Below are 14,096 nucleotides of genomic sequence, written 5' to 3'. Positions count from 1 at the left end.
CCGAGCGCAAGGAGCGCACATGCCCCTGTGGACCCTCCACGGCAACGGCCGGACCGTCGAACCGGGCCAGGTCGTACGTCCCGAAGAACGCCTGAACTGGCCGGCGACCATTGCGATCGGCGCCCAGCACGTCATCGCCATGTTCGGCGCGACGTTCCTGGTGCCGATCCTCACCGGGTTCCCGGTGTCGACGACGCTGCTGTTCTCGGGCATCGGAACACTGCTGTTCCTGCTCGTCACGCGCAACCGCCTCCCCAGCTACCTCGGCTCGTCCTTCGCGTTCATCGCCCCGGTGACGGCGGCCACCGCCTCGCAGGGCATGGGCTCGGCCCTCGCGGGCATCGTCGCGGTCGGCGTGCTGCTGGCCGCCGTCGGGTTCATCGTCCAGTTCGCCGGGCTCGGCTGGATCGAGAAGCTCATGCCGCCCGTGGTCGCGGGCGCCATCGTCGCGCTCATCGGCTTCAACCTCGCGCCGGTCGCGTGGCAGAGCTATCAGAAGGCGCCCGTCACGGCGACGATCACCCTCGTCGCGGTGATCCTCTGCAGCGTGCTGTTCCGCGGGTTCCTCGGCCGCATCTCGATCTTCCTCGGCGTCATCATCGGCTACATCGCGGCGCTCATCGCCGGTGAGGTCGACTTCACCGCCGTCAACGAGCTGGTCGCCGACGGCCAGTGGATCGGCCTGCCGACCTTCGCGTTCCCGACGTTCGGCAACCCGGGCACGTGGAGCGTCATCGCGATGTTCCTGCCCGTCGTGCTCGTGCTCATCGCCGAGAACGTCGGCCACGTGCGCGGCGTCGCGACCATGACCGACTCGTCGGTCAACAAGTACACCGGCCGCGCGCTCATCGCCGACGGCGCCGCCACGGTGCTCGCGGGAACGTTCGGCGGTTCGGGCACCACGACGTACGGCGAGAACATCGGCGTCATGGCGGCGACCCGCGTCTACTCGACGGCGGCGTACTGGGTGGCGGGCGTCTTCGCGATCCTGCTGTCGCTCTCGCCCGTCGTCGGCGCGGTGTTCAACTCGATCCCCGCCGGCGTGCTCGGCGGTGTGACCACCGCCCTGTACGGCCTCATCGGCATCATCGGCATCAAGATCTGGGTCGACAACCGCGTGGACTTCTCGCGCCCCGTCAACCAGTACACCGGTGCCGTCGCGCTCGTGATCGCGATCGCCGGCTTCACGATGCAGTGGGGCGACTTCCAGCTCGGCGCCATCGTGATCGGGGCGGCCGCGGCGCTGCTGATCTACCACCTCGGCAACCTCATCGCCCGCTGGCGCAAGACCGGCGCCGACGACGGCGGCCCGATCCCCGCCGTCGGCCAGCTCGGCGGCGACCCGCAGTAGTCGAAACGGGATGCCGTCACCCCGGGCCTTCGGGTCCGCCCGGGTGGCGGCATCCCTTCTTCCTCGGGTTTGGGGCGCATCAGCTCCCGTGGGGCGTGGAACTCGCGCCCCGAGGGAGAATGCGCGCCCCAAAACCGGAAGTCGTGCCGCGGAATGAACCAGGGATGCCGGAGGTTCTCATTCATGTGAATGCACAGGCCGACCGACTCGCCCCCGACACCGCGATGGGGGCCGTCACGCTGCTCGTGGGCGACCTCGACGCCATGACGGCGTTCTACCGCGACGTCATCACGCTGCAGGTGCTGTCGGCCGACGGCGACCGGGTCGTGCTCGGCCGCGCCGGCCGTGCGATCGTCGTCCTGCAGCACGAGCCGGCCCTGCGGCACGCCGTGCCGGGCGCGGCGGGACTGTTCCACACCGCGATCCTGTTCGAGACGCAGGAGGCCCTCGCCGCCGCGCTCTACAGCGTGGCCACGCGCGCTCCGCAGACCTTCACGGGCTCGGCCGACCACCTCGTGAGCGAGGCCTTCTACCTCACCGACCCCGAGGGCAACGGCATCGAGCTGTACTGGGACCGCACCCGCACCCAGTGGTCCTGGACCCACGGGACCATCGAGATGGCGACGCTGTACCTCGACCCCAACGCCTTCCTGCGCGAGCACCTCACCGAGAGCGCCGCGGCGGGCGGGACCGCGCAGGACGCGGCATCCGTCGGCCACGTGCACCTCTCGGTCGGCGACGTCGAGACGGCGCGCGCGTTCTACGTCGACGCGCTCGGGTTCGACCAGACGGCCGCGATGGGCGGCCAGGCGCTGTTCGTCAGCGCGGGCGGCTACCACCACCACATGGCGATGAACGTGTGGAACTCGCGAGGCGCCGGTCCGCGCATGCCTGCGCTCGGCCTCGGCCGCGTCGACCTCGACCTGCCCGACGCCGACACGCTCGGCGAGCTGTCGGAGCGCCTGCGCCACCACGGCTTCGAGGTGCGCGACGACGGGCGCACGGTGTCGTTCGACGACCCGTGGCGCAACCTGCTGCACGCGACCGCTCCCGGCCGCGGCTGAGCCGAGCGCCTTTCGACACCCCCGCTCGGGCCCGAGGACCGCGTCAGACGGAGTCGCGGACGACCAGCTCCGTCTCGAGGATCGTGACATGGCGGGGGTGGCGGCCGGCGAGGATGTCGAGGAGCACCGTCGCCATGCGCTCGCCCTGTGCGAACGACGGCTGGCGCATCGTCGTCAGCTGCGGGATCACCGACGTCGCGACGGGCGAGTCGTCGAAGCCGACGAGCGCGACGTCCTCGGGCACGCGCAGGCCCGCCGACGCCAGCACGGTGAGCACGCCGCGGGCCATCAGGTCGCTCGCGACGAACACGGCGTCGGGCCTGGCGCCCGACTCGAGCATGCGGCGCATCGCGGCGGCACCGCCGTCGGCGGTGAAGTTGCCGTCCTCGACCCCGATCTCCTCCAGCTGGAACGCCTTCAGCGCATCCCGGTAGCCGCGCAGACGGTCGACGCCCGCGGGCATGTCGCGCGGGCCGGTGATCGTCGCGATGCGGCTGCGGCCGTTCTCGATCAGGTACACCGTCGCGTCGTACGCGCCCCGCGCGTTGTCGACGTCGACGTAGTAGTCGCGCTCGCGCTCGCGCACCGGGCGGCCGCCGTAGACCACCGGGACAACGCTGGCGATGCGGTCGATGAACGTGTCGCTCGTGTGGTGCGACACGACGATCGCGCCGTCGACCGCGCCGGACCGCACGTACGACGTGGTCTTGTCACCCGGGTCGTCGCTCGCGATGAACAGGTTGAGCACGTAGTCCGACCGGCTGAGGCGCGAGTTGATGCCCGACACGATCGCCGCGAAGAACGGGTCGCCGAAGAACCGCGTGGTGTCCTCGGGGACGATCAGCGCGATCGCGTGCGTCTTCTGGCTCGCCAGCGAGCGCGCCGCACGGTTGGGCACGTAGTTGAGTTCGGCGATCGCCTTCGTGACCGCCTCGAGCGCCTCGGGGCTGACCGCGGTGGAGCCGTTGACCACGCGCGACACCGTCGACCGCGAGACGCCCGCCGCGGCGGCGACCTCTTCGATCGTCACCGTCTGACGCGCGACATCGGTGCTCATCGCTGTCCTCCCTTGCCGAACCTACGGTCCGAATCTACGGCCAGTCGCGCTATGACGCGGCCGCGGCCGAGCCCGCGGCAGCCACGTCGAGCGCGCGGGCGCCGATGATGCGACGGTATTCGAGGGCGCTGTCCTTCGGCGTGCGCTCCTGCGTGTCGTAGTCGACCCGCACGATACCGAACCGCTTCTCGTACCCCCACGCCCACTCGAAGTTGTCGAGCAGCGACCAGTAGAAGTAGCCGCGCACGTCGACACCGGCGTCGGCGGCATCCAGGATCGCCCCCAGGTGGCCGCGCAGGAACTCGACGCGGTCGGTGTCGTGCACGCGCTTCACACCCTCCTCGACGACGAGCTCGTCGTCGTAGGCGGCGCCGTTCTCGGTGACGTAGAGCACCGTGCCGGCGGGCTGGGCGTATTCGTCCCACACCCGCTGCAGCAGCTCGGTGAGCCCCTCGGGCTGCACCTCCCAGTGCATCGGCGTACGCGGGAGGCCCCGCTCGTGCCAGTAGATGCCCTCGTGCGATGGGAACGGCGAACGGCCGGGACGGTCGGTCGGCGCGTCGCCGCCGATCGGCGGGTTCGCCGGCTCGTGGCCGCCGACGTACTCGCCGTGGTAGTAGTTCACGCCGAGGGTGTCGATCGGGGTCGAGATGGCCTCGAGGTCGCCCGGCTGCACGGCGGCCTCCCACGCGCTGATGGCCGCGGCATCCACTTCGCGGATGTCCTCGACGATGTCGGCCGGGTACTGACCGCGGAAGATCGGGTCGAGGAACCACCGGTTGAACTGGCCGTCGATGCGACGCGCGGCGTCGAGGTCGGCCGGGTCGTCGGCGTCGACCGGTTCGGCCACCGTCAGGTTCAGCGTGATGCCGAGGTTGAGCGACTCGTCGCGGGCACGCAGCTCGCGGACGGCCTGGCCGTGCCCGAGCATCAGGTGGTGCGCGGCGAGCACACCCTCCTCGACGCTGTAGTGGCCGGGGGCGTGCAGACCCGCGGTGTAGCTGAGGAACGACGAGCACCACGGCTCGTTGAGCGTCGTCCACACCTTCACGCGGTCGCCCAGCGCGTCGTGCATCGTGAGCGCGTACTCGGTGAAGAGGTCGGCGGTGTCGCGGTTGGCCCAGCCGCCCTCCTCCTGGAGCGCCTGCGGCAGGTCCCAGTGGTACAGCGTCAGCCACGGCAGGATGTCGGCGCCCAGCAGCTCGTCGACCAGCCGCTTGTAGAAGTCCAGGCCCTGCGCGTTGACCGCGCCGCCGTCGGGACGGACGCGCGACCACGACGTCGAGAACCGGTAGGTCTGCAGCCCGAGGTCCTTCATGACCGCGACATCGTCGCGGTAGCGGTGGTAGTGGTCGCAGGCCACGTCGCCGTTGTCGGCGTTGATGACGGCGCCCGGCACACGGCTGAACGCGTCCCAGATGGAGTCGCGGCGGCCGTCCTCGTGGGCGGCGCCCTCGATCTGGAAGGCGGCCGTCGCGGCGCCGAACAGGAAGTCCGACGGGAAGGCGCGCGGGATCGCGGTCGTCATGAGGGGGGAGTCCTCTCTGGAGAAAGCGTCTGGATTCAGGATGCCGGGGGCCGGGCGGGCGCGGTAGGCCTAGCCCTTGACCGCGCCGGCCATGATGCCGCTGACCAGCTGCTTGCCGGTGAAGGCGAACAGGATGAGGAGCGGGATGGTGGCCAGCAGCACGCCGGCGAGCACGATCGAGTAGTCGACGAAGTAGTTCGACTGCAGGAGCGACAGCGCCACGGGAAGGGTCGGGTTCTGTCGGTCGAGCACGATGAACGGCCAGAAGAAGTTGTTCCAGGCCGAGACGAACGTGAACAGGCCGAGCATCGCGGCCGCGGGACGGGCGGCGGGAAGCCCCACGGTCAGGAACGTGCGGAACGAGTTGGCGCCGTCGACGCGGGCGGCCTCGATGAGCTCGTCGGGCACCGTCTGGCGCAGATACTGCGTCATCCAGAACACGCCGAACGCGGTGACGAGCGTCGGGATGATGATCGCGCCCACCTGACCGGTCCAGCCGAGGTCGGCGAACAGGATGTACAGGGGCACGACGCCGAGCTGAGTCGGCACCGCCATGGTCGCGATCACGAATACGAGCAGCCCGTTGCCGCCGCGGAAGCGGAGCTTGGCGAACGCCCAGCCCGCGAGCGTCGAGAAGAACACCACCGACAGCGCGATGATCGCCGAGCTCCAGATGGAGTTCCACAGCGCGAGCCAGAAGTTCACGGCGGGGTCGTTGATCACCGCGGCGGCGTTGGCGAAGAAGTTGCCGCCGGGGATCCACGACATGTTGGGGTCGCGGATCGTGGAGGCGTCGCCCGAGCCGATCAGCAGCGACCAGTAGTACGGCAGGAGGGATGCCAGCAGCACGAAGCTGAGCGCGGTGTAGACGAACCAGCCCGGCCGCTCGCTCGCTCCGCCGCGATAGCGGCGGCGGCGGCCGCGCGGACGCTTCTCCTCGGCGGGGATCTCGGGGTCGTCCAGATGCAGGGGCATCGGCGTCGTGGCGGTCATCGCACGGTCTCCTTCGGTGCGGCGGCAGACGCGGCCTGGGCGGCGTCGGCGGCGACGGCTGCGCGAGCGGATCGCGCCGCGGCGCGGCGCTGCTTGCGGGTCAGCTGCCCGCGGCCGCCCTCGTCGCGGATGAGGCTCTGCGACACGAACAGGTTCACGATGCCGATCGCGAGGATGATGAGGAACAGGATCCAGGCCAGCGCGGCGGCCCGGCCGAAGTTCCATTCGCCCCAGCCGATGTTGTAGAGCCACAGGCTGATCGTCAGCCACTGGGAGTTCGCGCCGCCGGTGCCGTACTGGTCGTACATGCGCGGCTCGTCGAAGATCTGCAGACCGCCGATGGTCGACGTGATGATCACGAAGATGAGCGTCGGACGCAGGCTCGGCACGGTGATCGAGAAGAACTGGCGGATCTTGCCCGCGCCGTCGACCGTCGCGGCCTCGTAGTAGTCGCGCGGGATGGCCTGCATCGCGGCGAGAAGGATGAGGGTGTTGTAGCCGGTCCAGCGGAAGTTCACCATCGTGGCGATCGCGATGTGGCTCGCGAACGCGTTGGAGTGCCACGGGATGTCGGGGATGCCGATCCGGTTCAGCATCGTGTTGATGATGCCGTACTGGTCTCCGAACATGTTGCTGAAGATGAGGGCGACGGCGACGGGGGCCATCACGTAGGGGATGAGCACGCCCATGCGCCAGAAGGTCTTGGCGCGGATGTTCTGGTCGAGCATCGCGGCGATGAAGATCGCGGCGATGAGCTGGGGGATGCTCGACAGCAGGAAGATGCTGAAGGTGTTCCGCAGCGCGGTCCAGAACTTCGGGTTCGAGAGCACCCACTCGTACTGGGCCCACCCGATGAACTCGCCGGAGTTGCGGACGAGGTCCCAGTCCATGAACGAGATCACCGCGGTGTAGGCGATCGGGAAGAGCCCGACCACGATGAAGAGGATGAAGAACGGCGAGATGTAGAGGTACGGGGAGAGCTTCAGATCCCACGCTGTCATCCGATGGCCGAAGCCGATGCGCTTGGGAGATCGCGGGCTCGAGACGGTGGTGGTCACGAATGCTCCTCAGTTCGGGTCCGGAGCGGACGGGTGGGGCACCGGCGCGCGGCGCGGTGACATGGTGCGGACGAGGCGGGCCGCAATCAGAACCCGCCTCGTCCGAGTCTCGGGTGGGATGCCGGGGGCCGGCCGCTCGGCGCGGCCCCCGGCATCCCGGAGTCGATCAGCCGATCGCGTCGACCTCGGAGACCCACTGGTCCCACGACGTCTTGGCGTCCTGCGTCCCGTCCTCGACACGGGTCAGCGCCTGCTGCATCGCGTCGTTGATCTGGAAGTAGTACTGACCCTTGAACGGCGCGACCGTGACCGCGTTGGCGCGGTCGGTGAGGATCTGGCCCACCGGCGCGTTGTTGAAGTACTCGTTGGTCGAGCTCAGCAGCGTGTCGGAGGTGAGCGCCTCGGACTGGCTCGGGAACGTACCGGCGTTCTCGAAGGCCTTGATCTGGGTGTCAGGCGAGGTAAGCCAGTCGGCGAGCTCCTGAGCCTCCTTGACGTGCGCACCGTTGGCCGGGACCGTCAGGTACGAGCCGCCCCAGTTGCCGCCGCCGTTGGGGAACACGTTGGCGATGTCCCACGTCGTGGTGTCGGGCGCGTTGCCCGAGATCACGCCGAGCATCCAGCCCGGGCAGAGCATCGTCGCGAAGGCGCCGTTGGACAGGCCCGCGAACCAGTCGTCCGACCACTGGCCGAGGTGAGCCGACTGCGTGGCGCTGGCGGCGGTGACCTGGTCGTAGATGTCCTTGACCTCGTCGTTGTCGGTCGCGATGATGTCGCCCGAGTCGGGGTCCTCGTACGCGGCCTCGACCTGGTTGATCATGCCCTGGTAGGTGCCGCCGGCGGAGTCGAAGAACGCCTTGCCGGTCGCGGCGGTGTACTGGTCGCCGACCTCGAAGTACTTCGCCCAGTCGCCCTCGAGCAGTGCGGCGACCTCTTCACGGTCGGTGGGCAGGCCGGCAGCGGCGAACAGGTCGCTGCGGTAGCAGACGCCCTCCGGGCCGATGTCGGTGCCGTAGCCGATGAGGTTGCCGTCGGCGTCGGTGGCCGCGTCGGTCTTCCAGTCCAGCCAGCGGTCCTTCAGGTCGTCCGGCACCGGCGCGAGCAGGTCGGAGTACTTCATGACCTCGGGGAGCCAGTCGACCTCGATGGCCTCGACGTCGGCGAGACCCTTCTTGCCGAGCTTCTGGAAGTAGTTGGCGCGGGCGTCGTTCGACGTCGCGGCCTGGTTGTGGACGACCTTCACGTTCGGGTGCTCGTCCATGTACTCCTGGAGGAGTTCATCGGTGTAGCCGAAGTCGTTGAAGGTGGCGACGGTCAGCGTGATCTTCTCGTCCGAGCTGCCGGCGTCGTCGCCACTGCCGCTGGCGCAGCCGGCGAGGACGATGGCCGAGGCCGAGAATGCGGCGAGTGCCACGGCGCTTCTGCGGAAGGCGCGTGCGTTCACTGTCACTCCTTTGTGTTTTCAGGGGTTGTCTGTGTTGCAGGACCGACTCGGACGGGTGCCGTGCCGGCTGTTCGTGGGAGCGTTCCCATCGATCGAGAGGCAACGCTATGGGATCGCTCCCACGAAAGTCAAGGGAGCGCTCCCACGAAACGGTCACGGTTGTGTCACGAGTCCATAACCGGCTCCGGGAAAGGCGGGATGCCGGGGGCCGTAGACTGGTGGAGACCCCTGCCCGCGACATCCGGAGCTGTCACATGCCCACCATCGTCGTCGACGTCATGCCCAAGGCCGAACTGCTGGACCCCCAGGGGAAGGCCGTCGCCGGCGCATTCGCGCGGCTCGGAGTCTCCGACTTCACCGGCGTCCGCATCGGCAAGCGGTTCGAGCTGACCGTCGAGGGAGAGGTCACCGACGAGCTCCTCGCCGAAGCCCGGCGCATCGCGGACGAGATCCTCTCGAACTCGGTGATCGAGGACGTCGTGGGCATCGAGGTCGTGGAATGACCGCCCGTATCGGCGTCATCACCTTCCCCGGCTCGCTCGACGACCGCGACGCGCAGCGCGCGATCCAGATCGCCGGCGCCGAGCCCGTCGCGCTGTGGCACGGCTCGCACGACCTCGAAGGCGTCGACGCGCTCGTGCTGCCCGGCGGCTTCAGCTACGGCGACTACCTGCGCGCCGGAGCGATCGCGGCCCTCGCGCCGATCATGACCGAGGTGAAGGATGCCGCAGCCAAGGGCATGCCCGTCCTCGGCATCTGCAACGGATTCCAGATGCTCGTCGAGGCGCACCTGCTGCCCGGCGGCCTGATCCGCAACGCCCACCAGCAGTTCATCCGCCGCGACCAGAAACTGCGCGTCGAGAACAATGACACCGCCTGGACGAGCGACTTCGCCTCGGGCCAGGAGATCGTGATCCCGCTGAAGAACGCGGACGGCGGCTACATCGCGTCCGAGTCGGAGCTCGACCGGCTCGAGGGCGAAGGCCTCGTCGCCTTCCGCTACGTCGGGGTCAACCCGAACGGGTCGCTGCGCGACATCGCCGGTCTCGTCAACGAGCGCGGCAACGTCGTCGGCCTCATGCCGCACCCCGAGCACGCCGTGGAGCCCGGCTTCGGCCCCGGCACCGCCGACGCGATGCGCTCCGGCGTCGACGGCCTGAGCTTCTTCTCGTCGGCGATCGCCGCCGTCGTCGCCCAGGCAGCCTGACCGCCGGCATCCCTTCGCCCCGCCGTTCGCGGCAGCCCGGTCGCCGGGCAGCGCGGTCGCCGGGCAGCGCGGTCGCTGAGCCTGTCGAAGCGCCCTTCGACGAGCTCGGGACGCGCCCCTCTCAGACCGTGCCGGCGGGCGGCCAGACGCCGATGATGAGCGCCATCACGACGATCGTCACGAGCTCGTGCGCGATGTTGAGCACCGTGAGCGACGACGGGCGCCCCTCGAACGCGTCGTGCGTGATGAAGCGGGCCGCCGTGAAACCCGCCCACAGGATGACGCCGGTGCCGAGCGCTCCCCACAGGTAGCTGCCGTCGTAGAAGTGCCAGGCGATCGTCGACGCCCCGGCGAGCACCCAGGCCGTCACGAAGCTCACGATCACGGTCACCACGATCGGCACCACCGCGCTGGCGCCGGGCCGGTCCATGTCGACCTTCGCGAGTGCGGCCCACCGCGTGCCGAACACCTTCGGCGTGTACCAGATCGAGCCGACGACCATGCTCGACGCCGTCGCCAGCAGCACCGCCCAATAGTTGATCTCGGGAACCATGCCAGCCTCCTCCGTCGGGGGCCGCTCGGGCCGCGCGCCCCGCTCGACGCGAGCGTAGCGTCACGTGGCGACACCGACCAGGCACCTCGCCGGTAGCGTGGAGCGAGTGAGCACCGGCATCCCGAATCTCGTCGTCAGCGTCCCCACCGAACAGCTCGCCGCAGATCTGGGTGAGCTGCCCGACAACGTCGAGCTCGTGATCTGGCCGATGGATGCCGCCGCCCCGCGCGACCGCTTCGACATCGTCGTTCCGCCGTACATGTCGATGGCCCGCGTGCTCGAGCGCCTCGAGGGCGTCGAGGTGGGGCTCGTGCAGGGCCAGTCGATCGGCTACGACGGCGTGGCCGACCTCCTGCCGGAGGGCCTGACGTTCGCCAACGCGGCCTCGGTGCACGAGACCTCGACCGCCGAGCTGGCCGTCGGCCTCGCGATCGCGGCGCAGCGGCACGTCGACCGGTTCGCCGTCGACACCGCGGCAGGCCGCTGGGCCCCGGTGTTCGCCCAGAGCCTCGCCGACCGGCGCGTGCTGCTGCTCGGCTACGGCGGCGTCGGCAAGGCCGTCGCGGCGCGGCTCGCGCCCTTCGAGGTCGAGATCACCGCCGTCGCCTCGAGCGCCCGCGACGAGGACGGCGTGGCCGTGCACGGCGTCGACGAGCTGCCCGCCCTGCTCCCCCGCGCCGAGATCGTGATCCTGACGCTCCCCGGCGGTGCGGCGACGCAGAACCTCGTCGACGACGCGTTCCTGGCGGCGCTCCCCGACGGCGCGCTCGTCATCAACGTCGGGCGCGGCTCGCTCATCGACACCGACGCGCTCGTCGACCACGTGCAGCGCGGTCGCATCCGCGCGGCACTGGACGTGACGGCGCCCGAGCCCCTCCCCGAGGGCCACGCGCTGTGGAGCCTCCCGGGTGTGCTCATCACGCCGCACGTCGGCGGCGCCTCCAGCGCCATGCGCCCGCGCGTGGCCAAGCTGGTGCGCACGCAGATCGAACGGCTCGCCGCCGGCCAGCCGCCGCTGAACGTGGTGCTCGGCGGCTGACCCACCACCTCAAGGAGCGCACATGGACGTGCAGGACACGCTGGCGGCCGCAGCCGCCCTGCTCGGCGCCGCGATGGGCGGTGTGTACTTCGGCTTCTCCCTGCTCGTCATGCCGGGCCTGTCGCGCTCGCCCGACGACGCCGCGCTGCGCGTCATGCAGCAGATCAACCGGTCGATCCGGCCGGTGTTCCTGCTGCTGTTCCTCGGCTCGACGCTGGTGGCGGTCGCGTCGGTGGTCGCGGAGGCGGTGGCCTGGCAAGGGGCCGTCTCGGTCTGGCGCATCGTCGGCGACGCGCTGATCGTCGCGCATTTCCTGATCACCGGCAGCTTCCACATCCCACGGAACAACGCCGTGGACCGGCTGTCTCCGGACGACGCGGCGGCTCAGCGCACGTGGCGGACGACCGCGCGCCAGTGGACGATCGGCAACCACGTCCGCGGCTGGGCGGCGTTCCTCGGCGCCGCGATCCTGATCCTCACGCTGCTGCTCTGAGCCGGGTCCGCGCGGGGCCCGCTCATTTCGCCTCGCCCAGGAGTAGGACGGAACGGCGAAATGGAGGTCGGCAGATGCTGGCCAAGCTCGCGCGCGCGGATCGAACGCCTCGCCGCCGGCGAGCCGCCGCTGAACGTGATGCTCGGCGGCTGACCCGCGGCGTCTCAGCTGGGCAGGTACGGCGCGAGCGGCTTGGGGTAGACCTGCAGGATCGGCGAGTCCGGAATGCAGTCGGCGGGTCGCGCTTCCGCCCAACTCAGTTGGGCGGTGCCGCCGGTGTGCTCCCACGACCCGATGGTGTTCCACTCGCCGCGCGTCAGGGTGCCGACTTCCATGTCGAGGAAGCCGTCCTTGCGGACCTGGATTGGCTGCCCTTGCGTCGTGGTGAACGTGAGCCCGTTGTCCGCGCGAACGTCGAGGGATATCCCCGATACCTCGACCATCGTGTCGCTGTAGCTCCTGATCCACACCTGGGCTCCCAGGGTGATCCGATCCTGATCCGGCGCGCCGGGCTCGTAGTGCGAAACCCAGGCCCCGAGGTTCCCCAGTTCGACATCGACCACGCGCGGACAGTTGATCTGAGGAGCAGTAGCAGGAGGAGGAGGCTGCGTCATGGTCGGCGCGGTCCGAGGCGGCAGCGAGCCCGATCCGACGGGCTGATCCCCACCAGGTGCGGTCGTGCCCGGGGCTGTCGTCGTGGGGGGAGTCTCCGGCGCCGACGTCTCGGGGGACGTGCCGGGCGAAGTGGCTCCCGGGGCGGGCTCCGCCTGCGCCTCGGCGTCTGATGCCGCCGGTTCGGTGGTTGCCGTCGCGGAGGGAAGCGCCCGCGCGGAGGGATGGGCCGGCGTGCGGGATGGCCTGGCGTCCGGCGCCGCAGCCGTCGGCGATGGACCCGCCGCCGGGCTCCACGACGCCCAGTCGGGAAGGAGGACCGCCGCAATGAGCACGAGCGCCACGGCGACACCGACCGCGGCGGTCACGAGGAGCCGGCGGCGCGGCAGACGGGTCACAGGGCCCACAGTAGGGTAAGCGCGCAGGTCGACGACGAGGCCTGTGGACAACGTGGATGCGGGGCCGGCGCGACCTGAGCGGGGGGGCCGTCAAGGACACGGCGCAGCATCCCGCCCCCCTTCAGTTCTGCATCGCGGTGGAGTAGACCGGAGGCAAGGACAGCGATCGCGATGAACACCTCCCCCGCCGCACGCGGAAACCCGGCCATCGAGCGACTCCCCGCCTCCACCAGCTGGGAGTATGTGCAGACGACGCCGCTCGGCAGGCTCGCGGTGATCAACGCCGAGGGCTCGCCCGACATCTTTCCGGTGAATCATCTCGCCCACGAGGGCTCGTTGTTCATCCGCACCGCGCGCGACCCGAAGCTGCTCCACATCGCGCACCATCCGGCCGTTGCGTTCGAAGTCGACGGCGAGGCGGACGGCCACTACTGGAGCGTGGTGATCCGCGGACAGGCCGAGCGCGTGATCCGGGACGACGAGATCCGCGCGAGCGGGATCAGCCGACTCGTCTCGTGGAGCCCGACCGTGAAGCTGTTCGTCGTGAAGATCACCGTCAACACCATCACCGGCCGGCGGTTCGCCGTCGACCTCGGGCGGAGCGATCCTGCCATCGCATTCGAAGGGGAGGCGACCCGGCCGCAGCCCGAGGAGCCGCACGTCGCACGAGGACAGCGCCCCGCGCCGATCCCGCACTTCGAACCGATCACCGGTGCGACCCCGATCACCCCGCAGCCGCGCCAGTCGGAATGACGCCGGCCGCGCTGCGGTACGTCAGGCGGTGAAGACGGTGTGCACGTCGCCGACGACGGCGCGGCCTCCCAGTGCGGTGAGCTCCATGAGCACGGCGGTGCCGACGACGACGCCGCCGAGGGCGCCGACGAGTTCGTGGGCGGCGACCAGGGTGCCGCCGGTGGCGAGCACGTCGTCGACGAGCAGCACGCGCGTGCCGGCGGCGATGTCGTCATGCGCCTCGATCGTCGCCGTGCCGTACTCGAGCGCGTAGGTGACGGATGCCGCCGGCAGGGGCAGCTTGCCGGCCTTGCGGATCGGCACGAGGCCTACGCCCGCCTCCATGGCGACGGCGCCGGCGAGCAGGAATCCACGCGCCTCCACACCGGCGACGACGTCGAACGAGCCCTCGAACGGTGCGATCATGGCGTGGATGACGGTGCGCAGGGCCGAGGCATCGGCCAGCAGTGGCGTGATGTCGCGGAACAGCACTCCCGGCTCGGGGTAGTCGGGGATCGTGCGGATGAGCGATTCGGCGCGGGTGAGGGCTTCGGACACGCGCTTCAC

15 protein-coding genes are annotated in these 14,096 nt (G+C 70.0%); 7 read left to right on the top strand and 8 right to left on the bottom strand.

The window, feature by feature from the left end; genetic code table 11:
• Positions 1-19: 19 nt before the first annotated feature.
• Positions 20-1,351: a uracil-xanthine permease family protein gene (locus ACFWJ8_RS05095; protein WP_378809578.1), complete on the top strand. Its 1,332-nt coding sequence runs from the start codon at positions 20-22 to the stop codon at positions 1,349-1,351.
• Between the two features lie 224 nt (positions 1,352-1,575).
• The gene (locus ACFWJ8_RS05090; RefSeq protein WP_378809623.1) at positions 1,576-2,415 is read left to right on the top strand and encodes a VOC family protein; all 840 of its coding nucleotides are present in this window, start codon (positions 1,576-1,578) and stop codon (positions 2,413-2,415) included.
• Positions 2,416-2,458: 43 nt separating this feature from the next.
• Here the strand turns inward: ACFWJ8_RS05090 and ACFWJ8_RS05085 are convergent, their stop codons facing one another.
• The 5 genes from ACFWJ8_RS05085 to ACFWJ8_RS05065 all read right to left on the bottom strand — a co-directional run bounded on the left by ACFWJ8_RS05085 (position 2,459) and on the right by ACFWJ8_RS05065 (position 8,495).
• Positions 2,459-3,472, bottom strand: coding sequence for a LacI family DNA-binding transcriptional regulator (locus tag ACFWJ8_RS05085; RefSeq protein ID WP_378809576.1), 1,014 nt, complete (start codon positions 3,470-3,472; stop codon positions 2,459-2,461).
• Positions 3,473-3,521: 49 nt separating this feature from the next.
• Positions 3,522-5,000, bottom strand: a complete 1,479-nt coding sequence (locus ACFWJ8_RS05080; RefSeq protein ID WP_378809575.1) for a glycoside hydrolase family 1 protein — start codon at positions 4,998-5,000, stop codon at positions 3,522-3,524.
• A gap of 69 nt (positions 5,001-5,069) precedes the next feature.
• The gene (locus tag ACFWJ8_RS05075) at positions 5,070-5,975 is read right to left on the bottom strand and encodes a carbohydrate ABC transporter permease (RefSeq protein ID WP_378809622.1); all 906 of its coding nucleotides are present in this window, start codon (positions 5,973-5,975) and stop codon (positions 5,070-5,072) included.
• A gap of 14 nt (positions 5,976-5,989) precedes the next feature.
• Positions 5,990-7,051 (bottom strand): carbohydrate ABC transporter permease, encoded by a 1,062-nt coding sequence (locus ACFWJ8_RS05070; RefSeq protein WP_378809574.1) that lies wholly within the window; start codon positions 7,049-7,051, stop codon positions 5,990-5,992.
• 166 nt (positions 7,052-7,217) lie between these two features.
• The gene (locus ACFWJ8_RS05065) at positions 7,218-8,495 is read right to left on the bottom strand and encodes an ABC transporter substrate-binding protein (RefSeq protein WP_378809573.1); all 1,278 of its coding nucleotides are present in this window, start codon (positions 8,493-8,495) and stop codon (positions 7,218-7,220) included.
• 254 nt (positions 8,496-8,749) lie between these two features.
• Here ACFWJ8_RS05065 and purS point away from each other — a divergent pair, with 254 nt between their 5' ends.
• Complete coding sequence (gene purS, locus ACFWJ8_RS05060; protein WP_378809571.1) at positions 8,750-8,998, top strand: phosphoribosylformylglycinamidine synthase subunit PurS; 249 nt, start codon at positions 8,750-8,752, stop codon at positions 8,996-8,998.
• On the top strand, positions 8,995-9,702 hold the full coding sequence (purQ, locus tag ACFWJ8_RS05055) for a phosphoribosylformylglycinamidine synthase subunit PurQ (protein ID WP_378809570.1): 708 nt from the start codon (positions 8,995-8,997) through the stop codon (positions 9,700-9,702). Before purS ends, purQ begins: the two co-directional genes overlap by 4 nt.
• A 121-nt stretch (positions 9,703-9,823) precedes the next feature.
• Here the strand turns inward: purQ and ACFWJ8_RS05050 are convergent, their stop codons facing one another.
• The gene (locus ACFWJ8_RS05050) at positions 9,824-10,255 is read right to left on the bottom strand and encodes a DUF1761 domain-containing protein (protein ID WP_378809569.1); all 432 of its coding nucleotides are present in this window, start codon (positions 10,253-10,255) and stop codon (positions 9,824-9,826) included.
• 106 nt (positions 10,256-10,361) lie between these two features.
• On the opposite strand from ACFWJ8_RS05050, the gene ACFWJ8_RS05045 reads away from it, so the two are divergent.
• Positions 10,362-11,294, top strand: coding sequence for a 2-hydroxyacid dehydrogenase (locus ACFWJ8_RS05045; RefSeq protein ID WP_378809567.1), 933 nt, complete (start codon positions 10,362-10,364; stop codon positions 11,292-11,294).
• Positions 11,295-11,316: 22 nt separating this feature from the next.
• Positions 11,317-11,787 (top strand): DUF1772 domain-containing protein, encoded by a 471-nt coding sequence (locus ACFWJ8_RS05040; protein ID WP_378809565.1) that lies wholly within the window; start codon positions 11,317-11,319, stop codon positions 11,785-11,787.
• 164 nt (positions 11,788-11,951) lie between these two features.
• Here the strand turns inward: ACFWJ8_RS05040 and ACFWJ8_RS05035 are convergent, their stop codons facing one another.
• Complete coding sequence (locus ACFWJ8_RS05035) at positions 11,952-12,350, bottom strand: hypothetical protein (RefSeq protein WP_378809564.1); 399 nt, start codon at positions 12,348-12,350, stop codon at positions 11,952-11,954.
• Positions 12,351-12,968: 618 nt separating this feature from the next.
• On the opposite strand from ACFWJ8_RS05035, the gene ACFWJ8_RS05030 reads away from it, so the two are divergent.
• Entirely contained in the window at positions 12,969-13,550 is a 582-nt protein-coding gene (locus tag ACFWJ8_RS05030) for a pyridoxamine 5'-phosphate oxidase family protein (protein ID WP_378809562.1), read from the top strand.
• 21 nt (positions 13,551-13,571) lie between these two features.
• Here ACFWJ8_RS05030 and ACFWJ8_RS05025 read toward each other — a convergent pair whose 3' ends face one another.
• Positions 13,572-14,087: an adenine phosphoribosyltransferase gene (locus ACFWJ8_RS05025; RefSeq protein ID WP_378809561.1), complete on the bottom strand. Its 516-nt coding sequence runs from the start codon at positions 14,085-14,087 to the stop codon at positions 13,572-13,574.
• Positions 14,088-14,096: the final 9 nt, after the last annotated feature.

It is taken from the genome of Microbacterium sp. NPDC058389 (assembly GCF_042722305.1).
In the GTDB taxonomy this organism is placed as follows: Bacteria; Actinomycetota; Actinomycetes; order Actinomycetales; family Microbacteriaceae; genus Microbacterium.
This window is presented reverse-complemented; position numbering and strand designations above follow the sequence as displayed.

Coding starts and splice junctions, on each gene's coding strand:
- ACFWJ8_RS05040 (WP_378809565.1), top strand. CDS start 11,317: ATGGACGTGCAGGACACGCTGGCGGCCGCAGCCGCCCTGCTCGGCGCC.
- ACFWJ8_RS05030 (WP_378809562.1), top strand. CDS start 12,969: ATGAACACCTCCCCCGCCGCACGCGGAAACCCGGCCATCGAGCGACTC.
- ACFWJ8_RS05090 (WP_378809623.1), top strand. CDS start 1,576: ATGGGGGCCGTCACGCTGCTCGTGGGCGACCTCGACGCCATGACGGCG.
- ACFWJ8_RS05075 (WP_378809622.1), bottom strand. CDS start 5,975: ATGCCCCTGCATCTGGACGACCCCGAGATCCCCGCCGAGGAGAAGCGT.
- purS (WP_378809571.1), top strand. CDS start 8,750: ATGCCCACCATCGTCGTCGACGTCATGCCCAAGGCCGAACTGCTGGAC.
- ACFWJ8_RS05085 (WP_378809576.1), bottom strand. CDS start 3,472: ATGAGCACCGATGTCGCGCGTCAGACGGTGACGATCGAAGAGGTCGCC.
- ACFWJ8_RS05050 (WP_378809569.1), bottom strand. CDS start 10,255: ATGGTTCCCGAGATCAACTATTGGGCGGTGCTGCTGGCGACGGCGTCG.
- purQ (WP_378809570.1), top strand. CDS start 8,995: ATGACCGCCCGTATCGGCGTCATCACCTTCCCCGGCTCGCTCGACGAC.
- ACFWJ8_RS05095 (WP_378809578.1), top strand. CDS start 20: ATGCCCCTGTGGACCCTCCACGGCAACGGCCGGACCGTCGAACCGGGC.
- ACFWJ8_RS05080 (WP_378809575.1), bottom strand. CDS start 5,000: ATGACGACCGCGATCCCGCGCGCCTTCCCGTCGGACTTCCTGTTCGGC.